We start from the raw sequence: 18,100 nt of genomic DNA on the forward strand, positions 1-18,100 counted from the left end.
CAGCAGGCTGTAGCCCGTCGTGTCTTTAAGTACGGCAACCCTGCGCACGCAGCTCGATGCAGTCGGTGAGATCTGTGGTCAGCCGAACCGGGTCCTGCTGGCATGGAGTGGTGGCAGAGATTCGACGGTCCTTCTGCACTTGTTGTCTTGCTGGGCAAAAGATACCGGCAACGAATTAATCGCCTTGCACGTCAACCACGGCCTGCAGAACGGCGCGGATGCCTGGCAGGCGCACTGCGACGCGCAGGCCCGTGAGTTTGGCGTCGCGCTGCAATGTTTTCGTGTCGAGGTTGGCAATGAAGGTCTTGGCCTCGAAGCCAGCGCGCGCAAGGCGCGCTATGCGACCCTGCAATCGGCCGTGGAGCCGGGTGACTGGCTACTGACGGCACATCATCAAGATGATCAGGCCGAAACCGTGCTGCTGAATCTGCTGCGGGGCAGCGGCATACCGGGCCTGCGCGGCACAGCCGCGTGCCGCCGCCTGGGCACCGGCTTTTTGATTCGGCCGCTGCTCAATGTCGCTGGTCAGGCCATCGCGGACTACGCAGCGGAACGTTCGCTGGCCTGGATCGATGATCCCTCGAACGCCGATCAGCAGTTCGACCGCAACTACTTGCGAGGCACGGTCTTGCCCGTTTTGCAGGCACGCTGGCCGCAGGCCGCGCGATCGCTGACACGCAGTGCGGCCCATGCCACTGAAGCGGCGCTCTTGCTGGACGAATTGGCGCACGGTGACATCGACTCCTGCGGCAGTGCCGAGCGACTGTCCATCAGCGCCATGCGCGCGTTGTCGGCAGCGCGGCAGCGCAATCTCGTGCGTACGGCTTGCCGGATATTGCATGTCCAGAGTCCGCCGTTTCACCAGATGCACGCAATTCAAAATGAATTGCTGAATGCCCGCTGCGATGCGAGTCCGTTGGTTATCTGGCCCGGTGGCGAAGCGCGTCGATACCGCGATCACCTTTACCTGATGGCAACGACAAACAGCTTGAGCGTAGCTACCGGATTGCTTAGTCGTGACCAGCCGCGTTCGCCACTGGCCGGGCATCAAGGCGTGTTATCACTGAACTGGTCAGACGAAGGCGGGATACGCGAGGGAACAGTAGTGGCCGGTCTGCAACTGCGGTTTCGGGCCGGTGGCGAACGCATACAACTCGCAGGCAATGGTCGCCGGCGGAGACTCAAAAGTCTGTTTCAGGAGGCCGGTGTCGTGCCGTGGATGCGCGATCGTATTCCGCTTTTATTTGCCGGCGAAGAACTGGTGGCGGTCGGTGATTTGTGGATCGCAGCTGAATATCACGAACCGCGCGGTTTCAGCGTGACCTGGGAGCAAAAGCCGGCCCTGTTCTGAGCCGCCTCGTTTAGCGCTCATTGTTATGAATGGGCTGTTCTGATAACTTGTAACACCGTCTTTAATCAAACGACGGGTCGTACACTGGACCCCCTTCCGGGGTACCGATCGGGTTGGAGCGAATCACCGCGCATTACAGCAGTTTGGCGCGGCGTTTTGGTCTGACCCGTTGTTATTTCCCGCGCGTGTACCCACAGGGTTCGTTCATGACATCGTATGTTTTCATCACCGGCGGCGTGGTGTCCTCGCTCGGTAAGGGCATTACTTCAGCTTGCCTCGGCGCCATTCTCGAATCTCGTGGCTTGTCTATCAGCATGATCAAGCTGGATCCGTACATCAACGTGGATCCCGGCACGATGAGTCCGTTTCAGCACGGCGAAGTGTTCGTTACCGACGATGGCACGGAAACCGATCTCGATCTCGGGCACTACGAACGGTTTGTCCGTACGACTACAGGTCGCAACAGCAATTTCACAACAGGCAGAATTTACGAGACCGTAATTGGCAAAGAGCGCCGGGGTGACTATCTGGGCGCAACGGTGCAGGTTATTCCGCACATAACCGATGAGATCAAAGAGAGCGTCAAGCGCGGCGCGGGTGATGCTGACATTTGTCTGGTTGAGATCGGTGGCACGGTTGGTGACATTGAGTCGTTGCCGTTCCTCGAGGCCATTCGCCAGATGGGCGTCGAACTGGGGCACGACAAGGTGGTTTACGTACACCTGACGCTCGTGCCCTATATCGCCACGTCATCTGAAATCAAGACCAAACCGACGCAGCATTCTGTCAAGGAACTGCGCTCCATCGGCATTCAACCGGACATACTGGTTTGTCGATCAGAGCAGATGCTGCCCGCGGAGCAGCGTCGAAAAATCGCACTGTTTACCAATGTGTCGGAGAAGGCTGTTATCTCGGCTATAGACGTTGACGACCTGTACAAGATCCCGGCGCTGATGCAGGCGCAGGGTCTCGACGAAATCGTAGCCCGCCAGTTAAAGCTCGACTTGCCGGAATCGGATCTCAGTGAATGGTCGGAAATCGTGAAAGCGAAACTGAACCCGGAAGCCGAGGTCAATATCGCCATGGTCGGCAAGTACGTGGATCTGCGCGATGCCTATATCTCGCTCAGTGAGGCGCTGTTGCACGGCGGTATCCACACCCGAACGCGGGTCAATATTCATTATTTCGAGTCACAGCAAATCGAGCGGGACGGCACCGATTGCCTGCAGGGTATGGACGGAATTGTCGTGCCCGGCGGATTCGGTGATCGCGGCGTTGAGGGCAAGATCAAGGCGGTCAGCTTTGCGCGCCTGAACAAGGTGCCGTACCTCGGTATCTGTTTGGGCATGCAGGTGGCGGTTATAGAAGCGGCACGCAATCTGGCCGGTCTGGAGGGGGCTCACAGTACTGAGTTTGATCGGGCGACGCCGCACCCGGTCGTTGCATTGATTACCGAGTGGCAAACGGGCAGCGGAAAGTTCGAGGAGCGCAGCGAGCAGTCGGATATGGGCGGCACCATGCGCCTCGGTTCGCAGCAAATTAATCTGCAACCCGGCTCACTGGCGGCAAAGTCTTATGGCAGCGATACGATTCATGAACGGCATCGGCATCGTTACGAAGTGAACAATAACTACCGACAGCAGCTGGAAGCAGCCGGTATGGTTTTTTCCGGTCTGTCTGTCGATGACCTGGTTGAGATGGTCGAGATTCCTGATCATCCCTGGTTCGTGGCCAGCCAGTTTCACCCTGAGTTCACCTCGAATCCACGTGACGGACATCCCTTGTTTACCGGATTCGTTCTGGCGACCCGCGCGCACCATAGCGGCCAAATGCCTAAGGCGGTTGAAGCATGAAGCTGTGCGGTTTTGAGGTTGGCGCAAAGGAACCGCTGTTCCTGATCGCTGGTACCTGCGTGGTGGAAAGCGAGGCCATGACCATTGATACGGCGGGCAAGCTGCAGGAAATCACGCGGGAACTGGGTATACCGTTCATTTACAAATCGTCATTCGATAAAGCGAATCGCAGCTCCAGCGGCAGTTTTCGCGGACCGGGCATGGAAGAGGGCTTGCGCGTACTGGGTGAAGTAAAGCGCCAGCTGCAGTTGCCGGTGCTTACGGACGTGCATGAAGATACGCCGATGGACGAAGTCGCGTCGGTAGTCGACGTGTTGCAAACGCCGGCGTTTCTTTGCCGACAGACCAATTTCATCTTGCGGGCCGCGAGCGCGGGCAAACCCGTGAACATCAAGAAGGGGCAATTCCTGTCGCCGTGGGAAATGCAAAACGTTGTCGATAAAGCGCGCAGCACCGGCAATGAGCAGATCATGGTTTGCGAGCGCGGTTTTTCCTTCGGCTACAACAACCTGGTGTCCGATATGCGCAGCCTCGCGGTGATGCGTGGCACGGGTTCACCGGTAGTCTTCGATGCCACTCACTCGGTGCAATTGCCGGGTGGCAAAGGGTCAGCCTCTGGCGGCCAGCGCGAATTTGTGCCGGTCCTGGCCCGTGCGGCGACCGCCGCGGGTGTCGCCGGCTTATTCATGGAAACACACCCGACTCCCGAGACAGCTTTGTCAGATGGACCAAATGCCTGGCCGCTCGGCATGATGCGGGAGTTGCTCGAAACGTTGCTGACGATCGACCAGGCGGTAAAACAGCGCGGATTCCAGGAAGCGGAGTTCGGGTTGGGCGTTACGGCAGACAGCTAACACAGACTTTCATCCACGATCCCGGCCGGGACGAACTAGAACAAGGCAAAACGATGATCCGTATTACTGATATTCATGGCCGAGAAATACTCGATTCGCGCGGTAACCCGACAGTGGAAGCAGAAGTGCGCCTCGCGGACGGTACCGAAGCCCGGGCTGCTGTGCCATCCGGTGCATCGACCGGTACCCGGGAAGCCGTTGAGCTGCGGGATGGCGACAAGTCACGCTATCTCGGCAAGGGCGTAAGAAACGCTGTCGCGAATGTAAACGGCGTGCTTCGCGATGCCTTGCTCGCAACGGAGTTCGCGGACTGTCGGGCGGTTGATCAGTGCATGATTGACCTTGATGGTACTGACAACAAAGGCAAACTGGGCGCCAATGCATTGCTTGCCATTTCACTGGCTACTGCGCATGCCGCTGCGCGTTCGGCCGGTATGCCGCTGTACCGTTCGCTGGGCGCCAGTTCGACCATGCCGGTACCGATGATGAACATCATCAACGGCGGTGCGCATGCTGACAACAACGTCGACATTCAGGAGTTTATGATCCTGCCGGTTGGCGCGCCGAGTTTTAGCGAGGCCCTGCGTTACGGTGCGGAAGTCTTTCACTCCCTACGCGGTGTGTTGTCGTCTATGGGGCTGAATACAGCCGTCGGCGACGAGGGTGGCTTCGCACCGGATCTGCCGTCAAACCAGGCAGCACTCGACACCATCGTGACTGCCATCGAGAAGGCCGGTTACGTTGTAGGCAAAGACATCGTGCTGGGCCTGGATGTCGCCAGTTCCGAGTTCTACACCGATGGTCGTTATCGCCTCAGCTCGGAGAACCGGGACTTTGATGCGGCCGGGTTTGCGGATTATCTCGCGGGTTTGGCCGATGCCTATCCGATTGTGTCGATCGAAGACGGCATGGACGAGGGTGACTGGGACGGCTGGCAGTTGCTGACCGAACGGCTGGGATCGAGGGTACAGCTGGTCGGTGACGATCTGTTCGTGACCAATACAGCAATCCTGAAATCCGGCATCGATCGGAAGATTGCAAATTCTATATTGATAAAACCCAACCAAATCGGTACCTTATCGGAAACTCTTGACGCGATTACTATGGCGATTGATGGTGGCTACACCGCCGTGATTTCGCACCGCTCCGGGGAAACGTCTGACAGCACGATTGCCGACATCAGCGTCGGGACACGAGCCACTCAGATCAAGACCGGTTCATTGTCGCGCTCGGATCGCATCGCCAAGTACAACCAGTTGCTGCGTATCGAGGAAGAGTTGGGCGGTGAAGCCAGCTACGCGGGCCGCGCCGGATTTAATGTGACCATACCTGGCTGATAGTCAGGCTAACGGGGCGAGCCTTACACTGACATGCGCTGGGTAATGTACACACTGATCGTCATTACGATCGCGCTGCAAGGCCAACTGTGGCTTGCCGACGATGGTTATCGCAAGACCCGCAATCTGTCCTTGGCCGTCGCCGAGCAACGTCAGCAGAACGAGGCGCTGCGTGAACGTAACGCCGCACTCGATGCTGAAGTGCTGAACCTCAAGAACGGGCGGGCCGCCGCCGAAGAGCGGGCCCGTACCGACCTTGGCATGATCGGCAAGAACGAGACGTTCTTTCAGGTTGTGCCAGCGAAAGATATAACCCGCCACTGACACCGACCTGAATACGGTGCAATCCTCTGAGTCTTTCCCGTTGCCAGACTGGCGACGCGCCGGCGGTTTGCCGTCAACGACAGCCACCATTCGTTCGCAACCGGAAGACTTTCGCGTCAGTGAGGTCATGGAGCTTGAGTTTTCAGGCGATGGCGAGCACGACTGGTTATTACTCGAAAAGACCGCCAACAATACCTTGTGGATTGCCAGACAGTTGGCTCGTTTTGCCGGGATTCCGTTGCGCGACGTGGGGTATTCGGGGCTAAAAGACCGGCATGCCGTAACGACGCAATGGTTTAGCGTTCGACGTGCCCGGGGGCAGGACCACGCCTGGACGGACTTCAGGCTGGATGGCGTGGTTATGCTCCAGTGCGTCCGGCATTGCCGTAAATTGCGCCGCGGAACGCACCGGGCGAATCGCTTTGAGCTGACCCTGAGGAATGTAACGGACGACCCGCGCCCGGCGCTGGAGCGGATAGCTGCTTCCGGCGTACCCAACTATTTTGGCGAACAACGTTTCGGCCACGGTGGCGGCAACGTGTTGCTTGCCCGTCGTTTGTTTGCCGGACAGCGGCTGAAGAGGGAGCAACGATCTCTGGCACTGTCGGCAGCCCGCTCGCTCATATTCAATGACGTGCTCGACGCGCGGCTGGAGGCCGGCAACTGGGATGTGTTGTTGCCGGGTGATATCGCGAGCCTCGAGGGCAGCAACAGTCATTTTCCGGTTGAGGTGGTGGACGAGACGCTGGTCGAGCGCTGCCGGCAGTTCGATGTGCACCCCAGTGGTCCCTTATGGGGGCGCAATGGGCAGGCAGATGCACGGTCGGAAGTCGAGCGGCAAGTGTTGGCGCGCCATGCTGATTTCGTGGCCGCTCTGGAGCGGCACGGCGATGCGGCCCGGCGCTCACTGCGAGTTTGTATTCATGAGCTTGAAACTGACTATTCGGGTGACACATTGACTCTGAAATTTACCCTGCAGAGCGGTTCATTTGCGACCGCTGTCTTGCGGGAAATAGCGGTCTGCAACGACGCTAGCCGCGAGTCAGCCGTGGCGTAACAGGACGTAGACGGCACCGGTGCCGCCGTCCACCTGGCGCGCCGATGCGAACGCCAGTACATCCCGCCAGCGGCGTAACCAGTGATTGACCTTTACTTTCAGTACGGGGCCGCCAAGACCGGATCCGTGCCCTTTGCCGTGCACGATGCGCACGCAACGCAGGTTGTTCTGCACGCTGTCCCTGATGAATGCGTGCAGGGCGGATTCGGCGTACGCCGCCGTCATTCCGTGCAGATCGATCTCTGCCTGTATGCTGTAGCTGCCGCGGGCAAGACGGCGCAGAGTGCGCTGGCCTACTTCCGGGCGCCGGAACTGCAGGCGTTCGCCAGCATTTGCTTCAATATCCTCCGCACTGCAAAGCAGGCTCTCGGTCAGCACGGCCTCTTCGTCCTGGCGCCGAAAGCGTGCACGCGGCGGCGGCGGCTTGCGCTCTGGAGGCACATAGCTGCTGTTGAGAGGTCGGGTACCTGCGACGGCGCGACGAAAAAGTGCCGTCTCGTCGTCGTCGCTGGGTGGCGGGTTATCGCTGCGATCGTCGTTCATGGCTACCGGAATAAAGATTAATTCAGCTGTCTGCGCGCCTGACGCTATGGCGAGACGCCAACATTCAGTATAGTGAGCGGCGTTTCGCCCTCGCGACGTTGGCGGCCAGTTTACCTTACCCGGTGCGCTATCTGCCGGCGGACCCGAAAACCAGTCTCTCGTGTAAATGAAAATTCTAGTTAGCAATGACGACGGCTACCTCGCCACTGGCATCAATACCCTGGCGGAAGCCTTGGCCGAAGTCGGTGAAGTCGTCGTGGTCGCGCCGGACCGAAATCATTCCGGTGCCAGCAACTCCCTCACTCTGCATTCGCCGCTCAGGATTCACAAGGTCCGCGACAATTGTTACTGCGTGAATGGCACACCGTCAGATTCGGTGCACCTTGCCTTGTCCGGCTATCTGGATTTCGAGCCGGATATCGTCGTTTCAGGTATCAACCACGGTGCCAATCTTGGTGACGACGTGATTTACTCGGGCACCGTCGCTGCCGCCATGGAAGGGCGTTTTCTGGGGTTTCCGGCGGTAGCGCTGTCGATGGTCGGTCCGCGGGCGACGCATTTTGCAACAGCGGCGCAAATTGCCTGCGAACTGGTGAAGCGCCTCGAGCGCGAAACGCTGGCGCCGGACACCATTCTGAACGTCAACGTGCCCGACTTGCCGTATTCGGCGCTGGCCGGTGTGCAAAGTACCCGGCTCGGCTTCCGGCACCGCTCGGAACCACTGATCAAGTCCAGGGATCCGCACGGCCGCACGATCTACTGGATAGGCCCTGCCGGAGACGGGCAGGATGCCGGACCCGGCACTGATTTTGAGGCGATCGAACAAGGCTACGTCTCGGTCACGCCGCTCAAGGTCGACCTGACGCGACACGATGCTGTTGGGCCGCTGCAGGACTGGCTGAACAGATGACGCCTGCCGACCCGGGTATTCGCGGCATAGGCATGACCTCCCTGCGTACGCGCGAGCGCTTGGTCCAGCGCTTGATGGATCAGGGCATACGTTCTGACGAGGTGCTGGGGCAGATCCGCAACGTGCCGCGACACCTGTTTGTCGACGAGGCCTTGTCGAGCAGGGCATACGAAGACACTGCATTGCCTATAGGGCTGGGACAGACCATCAGCCAGCCTTATGTCGTTGCGCGCATGACCGAGGCGATGCTCGAACATTTGTCGGGTGCCCGTCGGGTGCTGGAAATCGGTACCGGCTGTGGCTACCAGACAGCCGTACTGGCGCCGCTGGTTAAAGAAATACACACCGTGGAACGCATTCCGGCATTGCTCCGCCGGGCCCGTCGCCAGCTCAGCGAACTGGAGATTTACAACGTCCGGTTTCGGCAGGGTGACGGCTGGCTGGGCTGGCCGAAATACGGGCCGTACGACGGCATACTCGTGGCGGCAGCGGCACCGAGAGTGCCTGTGCCGCTGCTCGAACAACTGACCGAGCAAGGTTGTCTGATTATTCCCGTTGGACCCAGTGGCCGGCAGGAGCTGGCGCTCGTAACCCGTAATGGCAACGAGTTGCATCAGCGTTCGCTGGGGGCCGTCAGTTTCGTACCGCTTGTCCATGGAAAGTAGTTAATAAACATGCAGATAAGTAAGTTAATTAATGTGCAATATTATGCGAGTTCCTGGTTCGAATGAGGCTCTTCGGCGCCTTGTACGAGCGGGTACTGAGCTGGTCCGTGCACCCCAGGGCTGAGCAGGCGCTGGCCGCTATCAGCTTTGCCGAGTCCTCGTTTTTTCCGGTTCCGCCCGATGTCATGTTGGCCCCGATGTGCCTCGCGCGTCCGCAGCGGGCGTGGCGTCTCGCGACAATTACCACGGTTGCATCCTTGCTCGGTGGCATCGCCGGTTACGCCATTGGCGTGTTCCTTTTTGAGAGCATTGAACCGTGGCTGATGGACAGTCACTACTGGTCAGCGTACCTGACGGGGCGCGAGTGGTTCGATGCCTGGGGCATCTGGGCGGTCTTTCTGGCCGGCTTCTCGCCGATTCCTTACAAAGTGTTCACGATCGCGGCCGGAGTCGCGGCGCTGAACCTGCCTGGCTTTATTCTGGCTTCGCTGGTGGGCCGGGGCGCGCGCTTTTTCCTGGTGGCGGGGCTGGTGCGGGCAGGTGGGCCGCGTATGGCCGCGTTTCTGCCAAAATACGTTGAGCGCATAGGCTGGAGCGTTGTGGCGATCGCCGCTGTGCTTATGGTTGTCGGGATGAGTCGCTGAGTCCACTGACTCTCGTGTTTGGGCAGAAGGAATGGCGAGCCATTGAGATGAAGCCAGCGCACAGCATCAGGGGAGTGGTTGTTCTGTTCGTTTCCGTTTGCTTGCTAAGCGGATGCGGGCTGTTCGACGGCCGTGACTATACCGCCCGTGACGTGCACGTTGTCCGCAGCGGCGAAACTCTGTTCACCATTGCCTGGCGCTACGGGCAAGATCTCAAAGACCTCGCTCGCTGGAATAATCTCGGTGACGGCTCGCTAATTTATCCCGGTCAGGTGATCAAGCTGTACCCGCCAGCGGGCAGGGCCGCAACGGCTGGCGGCAAGACCACGCGCTCGCCAGCCCCGCCGTTGCCACCAATCCCGGCGGGACCGTCGCCGGCCTGGGCCTGGCCAACCAACGGCAAGGTTGCGGTTGAGTTCGGCCAGCGTCCCGGCGCCGGTACGGGCGTACTGGTGGCTGGGCGAGTCGGCCAGGCAGTCGTTGCCGCGGCTGATGGCCGTATCGTGTATGCCGGCGGTGGACTAATTGGCTATGGACAGCTTATTATAATCAAGCACAACGACACCTACCTAAGTGCCTACGGGTACAACGCGTCGCTCCTAGTCAAGGAGGGCCAGACGATCAGGAAAGGTCAGCGGATCGCGACCATGGGTGAGGGGCCGGGACAACAGCCGCGACTGCATTTTGAAATCAGGCGCAACGGCAAGCCAGTTAACCCGCGACAGTATTTGCCAGCGAGATAATTCGACTTGTGACGCCGGTTTGCGGGCGTTCGCGGGCTGTTCCGAAGTGAATCGGGAGAGGCGCCGTGGCTTATTCGCAAAATCTTGATAGTGGCATTCCGTCGACCCGCGATCGCGGGCGGCGATCCGGACATTCTGAATTGGCAGACGACACGGCGGCCAAGCGTCCACGCGTTGCATTAGGCGTTGATGCGACCCGTCTCTATCTGAACGATATTGGTGTGTCAGAGCTGTTGACGGCCGAAGAAGAAGTATCGCTCGGGCGGCGAGTGCAGCGCGGTGACGAGCGGGCGCGGCAGCACATGATCGTGTCGAACTTGCGCCTGGTGGTCAAACTGGCGCGACGTTACCTCAATCGCGGTTTGCCTCTGCTGGACCTCATCGAGGAAGGCAATCTCGGGCTCATACATGCCGTCAAGAAGTTCGATCCGGAACGGGGCTTCCGTTTCTCCACCTACGCGACCTGGTGGATTCGGCAAACCATCGAACGGGCCATCATGAACCAGTCGCGCACCGTGCGCTTGCCGATACACGTGATCAAGGACATCAATGTTTGCCTGCGTACCGCTTACAAGCTCGGACAAAAGCACGCAGGCACGGCCAGTGCTACCGACATTGCGACCAAGCTGGATCGCGATGTGGCCGATGTCGAGCGCCTGTTGGCGTTGCACGATCGGGTTATTCTCGGTTCAGCAAGCAGCGACGACGAACGCAGTCCGCTGGAAACGCTGCCGGCCTCACGCGATGCGGAACCGCCGCGCTGCGTGCAGCGAGCCGTGGTTGCGTCCCTGTTGGACGAGTGGCTGGGCCGTTTGAGTGACAAGAAACGCGCGGTGATCGAGCGTCGCTTTGGGCTGCATGGGCGCCGTCGCTTGACGCTTGAGCAGATCGGCAGTGAATTGGGAGTTACCCGCGAACGGGTTCGGCAGATCCAGCTGGAAGCGCTGCGCAACTTGCGCGGCATGATGGAAGATCAGGGCTTGTCTTTCGATACGCTACTGGGCTGAGTACCGTCAGTCGATCAACAACAGCGCTGCGGGTCGCCGCCCCTCTCCGACCAGAATATTAAACGTGCGGCAGGCCGCAGGCGTGTCCATGGTCTCCAGGCCAATGCCGCGCCGCGCAAGGTCAAACATCAATTCTCTGGGCGCGAACTGATGTTGCCAGCCGGTGCCCAGCACGATCACTTCAGGCTTTTCGTCCAAGAGGCGTTGCAGCGCGTTCAGGTCAAGCTGATCGACCGCGAGTTCGGGCCAGTCTCGTAGCAGCGTGTCTGAGGTCAACGCGATACTCTCCGTGAACGTTTCCTCGCCGATCGTCAGCGCACCGCGCTCGATTCGTCGAATACTCAGATGGGTGTGATTGTCGCGGGTAAATTTCATTGGCTTGCTGCGTTTCCTGAGGATGTTGCGGCGCGGGTGCGCTGAACGTCGCGCGCGGTTACCATTGTCCCGCCCGACTTGACCGGGCGGGACATCATACAAACCCCGGCCGACTGTTCAAAGTCGGACGGTATCACTTCAGGACGGAAAGAGACTGCCCGTGCAAACGGGTTGGAACCCCTGCTATGGCCACAACCCGTGCCGACGCTATCGTTGCCTTGCCCTGCTCAGTATCGTTCGCGATGACGGACGCAGGTTGCGGTTGCTGGCTTGCCCGTGCGGTGGCGCGCCATCCGTCGGCTGACGGTAGCTTGCTGCACAGCGTACTCACCGAGCTCGCGTTAGCGGTACCCGACGCAGGCCTTGCCGCGTTGCGGTACTGGGGGCAGACGGGCAGGTGTCCGTCCGGCTGGCTCGCGGGTGCGGATCCGGTTTGGCTGCAAGCGGGCCTCGACAAGCTCTATCTGCACGCGCCCGCTGCGCACGATCTGGGTGGACAAATGCTGCGCGACTTGTTCGCTGACCTGCAGGAGGCGATGTTCGATGATGATCAGTCAAGGCTCGAAGCCATCGGTAGCATGGGATACCTGCATTCGGCACAGCAATTTGCCACATCGCCATTGCCTGCTGATGCGATTAGCGGTGGCCGGCCGGATCCTTATTTGCCGAGTGGTGCATCGGCCAAGCGCTATTTGCAACTGAGCGGCGAGCTACAGTTGGCGTTGCACGACCACAGCAGCAATTTGCAACGTGAACAAGACGGTCAGCCACCGCTGAACAGTCTGTGGCTATGGGGCGGTGGTACGGTTGACGGTTGCGTGCGCCGCAATTTGCCGGCGTTGTACGCGAGCGAACCTTTGTTGCGCGGCTATTGGTCGTATTCGGAAGCGGCGGTCAGCGACTGGCCCGGTTCTGTCAGCCAATGTGCAAGCGCTGGTGCTGGCCGCTTCGTGGCGGTGGTTCCTCCGCCCGCTGCTGGTGATTCCCTGGAGAGCGTTGCTGCTGCGCTACGGGAACTGCGGGACTTGCAGGCGGCCGGTCGGTTGCCGGCTATCGCCATCTTGTTTGCGGACGGCATTGTGCTGCACATTCGGCATAGTGACCGCTACCGGTTTTGGCGCCGTTCGCCGGCATTGCCGGCTACGGGTGCGTCATGACGGCAGGATCGCGGCCATTACGGGACAGAACGCCCGGTGCGGAAGCGATACGAGCCCTCAGTGGCATCGACGCGGTTTTGGCTCGTGTCTATGCGGCCCGTGGCATAAAAAGCGTGAGCGATCTGGACTACGGTTTACAACACCTTGCACCTGTCGGTTCGCTGGATGGCATCGACCGGGCTGTGGATTTGCTGGTGCAACACCGTGACAGCCGGATCATGGTCATCGGCGATTTTGACGCCGACGGTGCGACCAGTACGGCATTGGTTGTGCGCTGCCTGCGCGGTTTCGGCTTCGCCGCTGTCGACTACCTGGTGCCGAATCGGTTTGCGTTTGGCTACGGCCTGACGCCGGAGATTGTGGCTGTATCGAGCGAACGCAAACCGGACTTGCTGCTGACGGTCGATAACGGTGTTTCCAGTATTGAAGGGGTCGCGGCTGCCAATGCACTCGGTATGCAGGTTCTGGTGACGGACCACCATTTGCCGGGTCCCGAATTGCCCGCGGCCGCGGCGATGGTGAATCCGAACCTGGCGGGCTGCGACTTTGCCAGTCCGAATCTTGCTGGGGTCGGTGTGGCGTTTTACCTGATGGCGGCGCTGGGCCGGCGTCTGCAGGCGGACGGCAAAGACGGTGCCGCGAAGATCCCGGCGCAGTTCCTCGATCTGGTTGCGCTCGGTACGGTTGCCGATGTGGTCCGTCTCGACCGCAATAACCGTATCCTTGTGCAGCAAGGGCTGCAGCGCATTCGCGCTGGTCGCTGCGTGCCGGGTATCAAGGCGTTGCTGGAAATCGCGGGACGCGTGCACGGCCGCGTGGTCAGCACGGACCTCGGCTTTGCTGTGGGACCCCGACTCAATGCCGCAGGTCGCCTCGAGGATATGTCTGTCGGTATCGAATGCCTGCTGAGCGACGACCTGGCGCATGCCCATTCGTTGGCCGCCAATCTTGATGAGATCAATCGCGAACGCCGCGAGATAGAGGCGACGATGCGTGATCAGGCATTCGAGTATGTCGATGCGATGGACGCCCGGCATTTGCCACCCTGCGTTTGCGTTTACGACCCGCACTGGCATCAGGGAGTGGTCGGCCTGGTCGCCGCGCGGGTCCGTGAACGGTGCCACCGGCCAGTGATTGCCTTCGCCCGTGAGCAGCCTGGTGAGCTGAAAGGTTCAGCTCGTTCAGTACCGGGTGTGCATATTCGCGATCTGCTTGAGGCCGTATCGACGGCGCACCCGGGCTTGATCGGCAAGTTTGGTGGTCACGCGATGGCGGCGGGGCTGTCACTGCAAGAGCAACACCTGGATGAGTTCCGCAAAGCGGCATCGCGGCAACTAACCCGTTTGTACCCTGAAGCGGATTTCAGTGGCGCAATCGCGACTGATGGCATGTTGCCGGCGACGGCACTGACGCTGAAATTTGCGCAAACACTGCGCGGTGCGGGCCCGTGGGGTGCCGGTTTTCCGGAGCCGCTGTTTCGTGGCGAGTTTCGCGTGCGTGAGCAAAGGGTCGTCGGCGAGCGCCACTTGAAGCTGCGGGTAGAGCCGGAGACGGGCGGTCCGCTGATCGATGCTATTGCCTTCAATCAGGCGGAACAAGGATTGCGCGGGACGGTGCAACTGGTCTTCAGGCTGGACGTTAACGAGTACCGGGGCATTGAATCGCCGCAACTGATTGTTGAGCAGATCGTCTCTATTCGCAGTCCTGTACCTCGCCCCTCGGCATGTTAATATGCCGCGTTTTTTGGCCACCCGCGCATTCCCAATGGAAATCAGTCAGATCCGAGCAAGAATTACCGACCTTACCGAACGCAACGAGGCGTTAAGGGGGTACCTTTGACTACGATAATAAAGCGGAACGGCTGACCGAAGTTCAGCGAGAACTGGAACAACCCAACGTCTGGGACAAGCCGGAACGTGCTCAGGCATTGGGGCAAGAACGTGCATCGCTCGAAGATATCGTTGTAACGCTGGACGAATTGCAGCGCAGTCTGGCAGATGCCGATGAGCTTCTGGACATGGCTGTCGCTGAGAATGACATGGGCACGGCGACAGAGCTGGAAAGCGATCTCGACAATTACGAGACCCGCATCGCCGCGCTTGAATTCCGGCGCATGTTCAGTGGTGAGATGGACGGTGCCAGTGCCTTCGTCGACATTCAGTCCGGGGCCGGCGGTACGGAAGCGCAGGACTGGTCGGAGATGCTGTTGCGCATGTATTTGCGCTGGGCGGAGATGCACGACTTCAAAGCCGAGTTAATAGAAGCGTCTGCCGGCGAAGTTGCTGGCATCAAGAGCGCGACTATCCGGATCGACGGCGAGTACGCTTATGGCTGGCTGCGTACCGAGACCGGTGTGCACCGACTGGTGCGCAAGTCGCCCTTCGATTCGGGTAACCGTCGGCACACGTCCTTCGCTTCCGTATTCGTATCACCGGAAGTCGATGACGATATTGATATCGACGTAGACCCGTCGGATTTGCGCATTGACGTTTACCGGGCGTCCGGTGCTGGCGGTCAGCACGTGAACAGAACGGAGTCGGCTGTGCGTATTACCCACTTGCCGACGAATACCGTCGTGCAGTGCCAGAATGACCGGTCGCAGCACAAGAACAAAGCGACCGCCATGAAGCAACTCAAAGCCAAGTTATACGAACTCGAGATGCAGAACCGACGCGCGCAGGCGGCACTGGTCGAAGACAGCAAAGCCGATGTCGGCTGGGGCAGTCAGATCCGTTCGTATGTGCTGGACCAAAGTCGCATAAAGGATTTACGTACCGGCGTTGAAACCGGCAATACTCAAGCTGTACTGGATGGCGGGCTTGACGATTTCATCGAGGCCAGCCTGAAACAGGGATTATAAGTGTCCAACAACAATGACAAAGACGAGAACTCGCTGATCGCCGAACGCCGGCGCAAGCTGACTGCGCTACGCGAAACCGGAAACGCGTTTCCAAACGATTTCAGACGCAATGCGCTTGCGGATGAACTTCACCTGACTTACGGCGAGCAGGACGGTGAGCACCTGGAGTCGGAACAGATAGAGGTGCGTGTCGCAGGCCGCATGATGGCGAAACGCGTGATGGGCAAAGCCAGTTTCGTCAAGCTGCAGGACCGAAGTGGGCAGATACAGGTACGACTTGAACGTGATCGTCTCGCGGACGGCGTCTATCAGGATTTCAAAAAGTGGGATGTCGGCGATATCGTTGGCGCACGTGGCAAGCTGTTTAAGACCAACACGGGCGAGTTAACCGTGCGAGCCGACGAAGTGCGTTTGCTGACGAAGTCTTTGCGCCCTTTGCCCGAGAAGTACCACGGACTCGCCGATGCGGAGACTCGCTACCGGCAGCGCTACGTGGATCTGATCATGAACGACGATAGCCGTCGTGTTTTCCACATGCGCACGCGAATCGTTGCGTATATACGGGCCTTTCTCGATTCACAGGATTACCTGGAAGTCGAAACGCCGATGATGCAGTCGATTGCCAGTGGTGCGAATGCCCGGCCATTCAAGACACACCACAACGCGCTCGATATGGACTTGTTCCTGCGCGTAGCGCCGGAACTGAATCTCAAGCGACTCGTTGTCGGCGGTTTTGAGCGCGTCTACGAAATCAACCGCAACTTCCGCAATGAAGGCGTATCGACTCGGCATAATCCTGAATTCACGATGCTCGAGTTGTATCGGGCGTATGCGGACTACCGCGATCTGATCGACCTGATCGAAGCCTTGCTGAAAGGCATGACGCAGAGTGTTCTGGGAACGACAAAAGTGCAGTACCAGGGGAGTACCTTCGAGCTCGGCAAACCGTTCGCACGGCTGACCGTCGAAGAAGCAATCCTCAAATACAACCAGGGACTGGACGCATCGCGCTTGCGTGACCGTGACTATCTGGTTGAACACTGCAAGTTACTGGGCATACCGGTGCAGGACAACTACGGTTGCGGCAAGCTGCAGATCGAAATTTTCGAAAAGACGGCCGAAGCGAAATTACACGAGCCGACGTTTGTCACTGCCTATCCAACCGAAGTATCGCCATTGTCGCGCCGCAACGATGACGATCCGTTTATTGTTGATCGATTCGAGTTTTTTGTCGGCGGGCGGGAGCTGGCCAATGGCTTTTCCGAACTCAATGACTCGGAAGACCAGGCAGAACGCTTCCAGGAACAGGTCGCGAATCAAGCGGCCGGCGATGATGAAGCCATGGCGTATGATGCCGACTATATTCGTGCGCTGGAGTTTGGTTTGCCACCAACTGCCGGCCTCGGATTGGGCATCGACCGACTGGTCATGCTGCTGACGGATTCACCGTCGATCAGGGATGTCTTGCTGTTTCCCTATATGCGGCCTGAGGTCTGATCGGGCGGCGTAATTTCCTGGCCGGCACAACTGAGGGTCTTGTCATGCAGTTCGGTTGGGACCATGGCAAGCAACCAGCTGCCGGCACTGGCGACAACGACGCCCGATTCCACGCCGGCAAACTGGACCGGCTCGCCACTTGCTACCGGCGTTCCGTGAGCGCGGTAGCGGGCGACGCTCCGTTTTACCGAGCCGAGATGCTCGGTGCGGGCAACGATTTCCTGACCGGGATAACAGCCCTTGAAAAAACTGATGGCGCCGAGTCTGTCGAGATTCAACATATGCGGCGTGTATTGTTCTGTGGTGGTGTCGTCGATATCCGTGATGCCGGCCTGAATTCGTGCTGCCGCCCATGACCCGGCTGACAACGGCGCGGCAAATTTCAGCCTGGCAGTGTCGAGTGCCGCTACGTCAGCATACAGTTCGACGACGGACCGCTGTGTATCAAGACTGACCGCGGTAATTCCAGCGCGTCGGCGACTGGCATTTGCGGCAGGTTCCGGTAACAACCCCATGGATTCCAGCGCCGCCAGATCTTGCCCGGCAGACAGTGCATAGGCGCGCCATTGCGCGCCGGCCGGTAACAATTCGACTTGTGCACGCAGCCGATAGCGGAGCAGGCCCGTGATCACGGGTTCCGCGAGCGCATCCGGCAGAATGAGACCCACGCCATTTTCCAGCGCCAGCAAGCGCAGCACTGCGACCACCCGCCCTTTAGGGTTGCACCAGGCAGCCAGCGGCGAAAATTCCGCGCTCAGGTCGTTGAGGTCCTGGGTGAGTTGGCCCTGCAAAAAGCCGATGGCGTCATCGCCAGAGGCAAGAATTTGTGTGTACATACCGGTCCGTCGATGAAGGCGAGCGCATGCAGCCATTGCCCGGGCGAGCAAATAGATGTCACTCACTAACTGCGCCATTGAATTTCG

The 18,100-nt window shown here is 59.4% G+C and carries 18 protein-coding genes; 15 read left to right on the forward strand and 3 right to left on the reverse strand.

Annotated elements, in window-relative coordinates:
- The first annotated feature begins 19 nt into the window (after positions 1–19).
- The 6 genes from tilS to truD all read left to right on the forward strand — a co-directional run bounded on the left by tilS (position 20) and on the right by truD (position 6,776).
- The gene (gene tilS / locus BA177_RS07635) at positions 20–1,351 is read left to right on the forward strand and encodes a tRNA lysidine(34) synthetase TilS (protein ID WP_068615002.1); all 1,332 of its coding nucleotides are present in this window, start codon (positions 20–22) and stop codon (positions 1,349–1,351) included.
- A gap of 206 nt (positions 1,352–1,557) precedes the next feature.
- Positions 1,558–3,204, forward strand: a complete 1,647-nt coding sequence (locus BA177_RS07640) for a CTP synthase (RefSeq protein ID WP_068615005.1) — start codon at positions 1,558–1,560, stop codon at positions 3,202–3,204.
- On the forward strand, positions 3,201–4,058 hold the full coding sequence (kdsA, locus tag BA177_RS07645; protein WP_068615008.1) for a 3-deoxy-8-phosphooctulonate synthase: 858 nt from the start codon (positions 3,201–3,203) through the stop codon (positions 4,056–4,058). Before BA177_RS07640 ends, kdsA begins: the two co-directional genes overlap by 4 nt.
- Positions 4,059–4,111: 53 nt before the next feature.
- Complete coding sequence (gene eno / locus BA177_RS07650; RefSeq protein WP_068615013.1) at positions 4,112–5,395, forward strand: phosphopyruvate hydratase; 1,284 nt, start codon at positions 4,112–4,114, stop codon at positions 5,393–5,395.
- A gap of 33 nt (positions 5,396–5,428) precedes the next feature.
- Entirely contained in the window at positions 5,429–5,719 is a 291-nt protein-coding gene (locus BA177_RS07655; RefSeq protein WP_068615016.1) for a septum formation initiator family protein, read from the forward strand.
- A 40-nt stretch (positions 5,720–5,759) separates the two neighbouring features.
- Positions 5,760–6,776, forward strand: coding sequence for a tRNA pseudouridine(13) synthase TruD (gene truD, locus BA177_RS07660; protein ID WP_068615018.1), 1,017 nt, complete (start codon positions 5,760–5,762; stop codon positions 6,774–6,776).
- Here truD and BA177_RS07665 read toward each other — a convergent pair.
- The gene (locus BA177_RS07665; protein ID WP_068615021.1) at positions 6,762–7,319 is read right to left on the reverse strand and encodes a Smr/MutS family protein; all 558 of its coding nucleotides are present in this window, start codon (positions 7,317–7,319) and stop codon (positions 6,762–6,764) included. The two genes, truD and BA177_RS07665, sit on opposite strands and share 15 nt — an antisense overlap.
- A gap of 166 nt (positions 7,320–7,485) precedes the next feature.
- Here BA177_RS07665 and surE point away from each other — a divergent pair, with 166 nt between their 5' ends.
- The 5 genes from surE (at position 7,486) to rpoS (ending at position 11,288) form a co-directional block, all read left to right on the forward strand.
- A complete protein-coding gene (surE, locus tag BA177_RS07670; protein ID WP_068615024.1) occupies positions 7,486–8,229 on the forward strand; it encodes a 5'/3'-nucleotidase SurE in 744 nt (247 codons plus the stop codon).
- On the forward strand, positions 8,226–8,894 hold the full coding sequence (locus tag BA177_RS07675) for a protein-L-isoaspartate(D-aspartate) O-methyltransferase (protein ID WP_068615027.1): 669 nt from the start codon (positions 8,226–8,228) through the stop codon (positions 8,892–8,894). The genes surE and BA177_RS07675 overlap by 4 nt, the downstream gene beginning before the upstream one ends.
- Positions 8,895–8,956: 62 nt before the next feature.
- Positions 8,957–9,538, forward strand: coding sequence for a YqaA family protein (locus BA177_RS07680; protein ID WP_068615031.1), 582 nt, complete (start codon positions 8,957–8,959; stop codon positions 9,536–9,538).
- 47 nt (positions 9,539–9,585) lie between these two features.
- Positions 9,586–10,281 (forward strand): peptidoglycan DD-metalloendopeptidase family protein, encoded by a 696-nt coding sequence (locus tag BA177_RS07685; RefSeq protein ID WP_068615033.1) that lies wholly within the window; start codon positions 9,586–9,588, stop codon positions 10,279–10,281.
- A 65-nt stretch (positions 10,282–10,346) separates the two neighbouring features.
- Positions 10,347–11,288 carry an RNA polymerase sigma factor RpoS gene (gene rpoS, locus BA177_RS07690; RefSeq protein WP_231892505.1) on the forward strand — a complete coding sequence of 314 codons (942 nt, stop codon included), beginning with the start codon at positions 10,347–10,349 and terminating at the stop codon, positions 11,286–11,288.
- 6 nt (positions 11,289–11,294) lie between these two features.
- Here the strand turns inward: rpoS and BA177_RS07695 are convergent, their stop codons facing one another.
- A complete protein-coding gene (locus BA177_RS07695; protein WP_068619077.1) occupies positions 11,295–11,663 on the reverse strand; it encodes an Mth938-like domain-containing protein in 369 nt (122 codons plus the stop codon).
- 185 nt (positions 11,664–11,848) lie between these two features.
- Between BA177_RS07695 and BA177_RS07700 the strand changes: the two genes are divergently transcribed.
- The 4 genes from BA177_RS07700 (at position 11,849) to lysS (ending at position 17,177) form a co-directional block, all read left to right on the forward strand.
- The gene (locus BA177_RS07700; RefSeq protein WP_068615036.1) at positions 11,849–12,820 is read left to right on the forward strand and encodes a hypothetical protein; all 972 of its coding nucleotides are present in this window, start codon (positions 11,849–11,851) and stop codon (positions 12,818–12,820) included.
- On the forward strand, positions 12,817–14,550 hold the full coding sequence (recJ, locus tag BA177_RS07705) for a single-stranded-DNA-specific exonuclease RecJ (protein ID WP_082990289.1): 1,734 nt from the start codon (positions 12,817–12,819) through the stop codon (positions 14,548–14,550). The genes BA177_RS07700 and recJ overlap by 4 nt, the downstream gene beginning before the upstream one ends.
- A 34-nt stretch (positions 14,551–14,584) precedes the next feature.
- A protein-coding gene (gene prfB / locus BA177_RS07710) for a peptide chain release factor 2 (protein WP_156762737.1) occupies positions 14,585–15,680 on the forward strand; the annotation gives its coding sequence in 2 pieces (ribosomal slippage) (positions 14,585–14,656 and positions 14,658–15,680; 1,095 coding nt in all).
- Complete coding sequence (gene lysS / locus BA177_RS07715) at positions 15,681–17,177, forward strand: lysine--tRNA ligase (protein ID WP_068615042.1); 1,497 nt, start codon at positions 15,681–15,683, stop codon at positions 17,175–17,177.
- Here lysS and ygfZ read toward each other — a convergent pair.
- Positions 17,156–18,091, reverse strand: a complete 936-nt coding sequence (gene ygfZ, locus BA177_RS07720) for a CAF17-like 4Fe-4S cluster assembly/insertion protein YgfZ (RefSeq protein ID WP_068615044.1) — start codon at positions 18,089–18,091, stop codon at positions 17,156–17,158. The two genes, lysS and ygfZ, sit on opposite strands and share 22 nt — an antisense overlap.
- Positions 18,092–18,100: the final 9 nt, after the last annotated feature.

Source organism: Woeseia oceani, assembly GCF_001677435.1.
GTDB lineage: Bacteria > Pseudomonadota > Gammaproteobacteria > Steroidobacterales > Woeseiaceae > Woeseia > Woeseia oceani.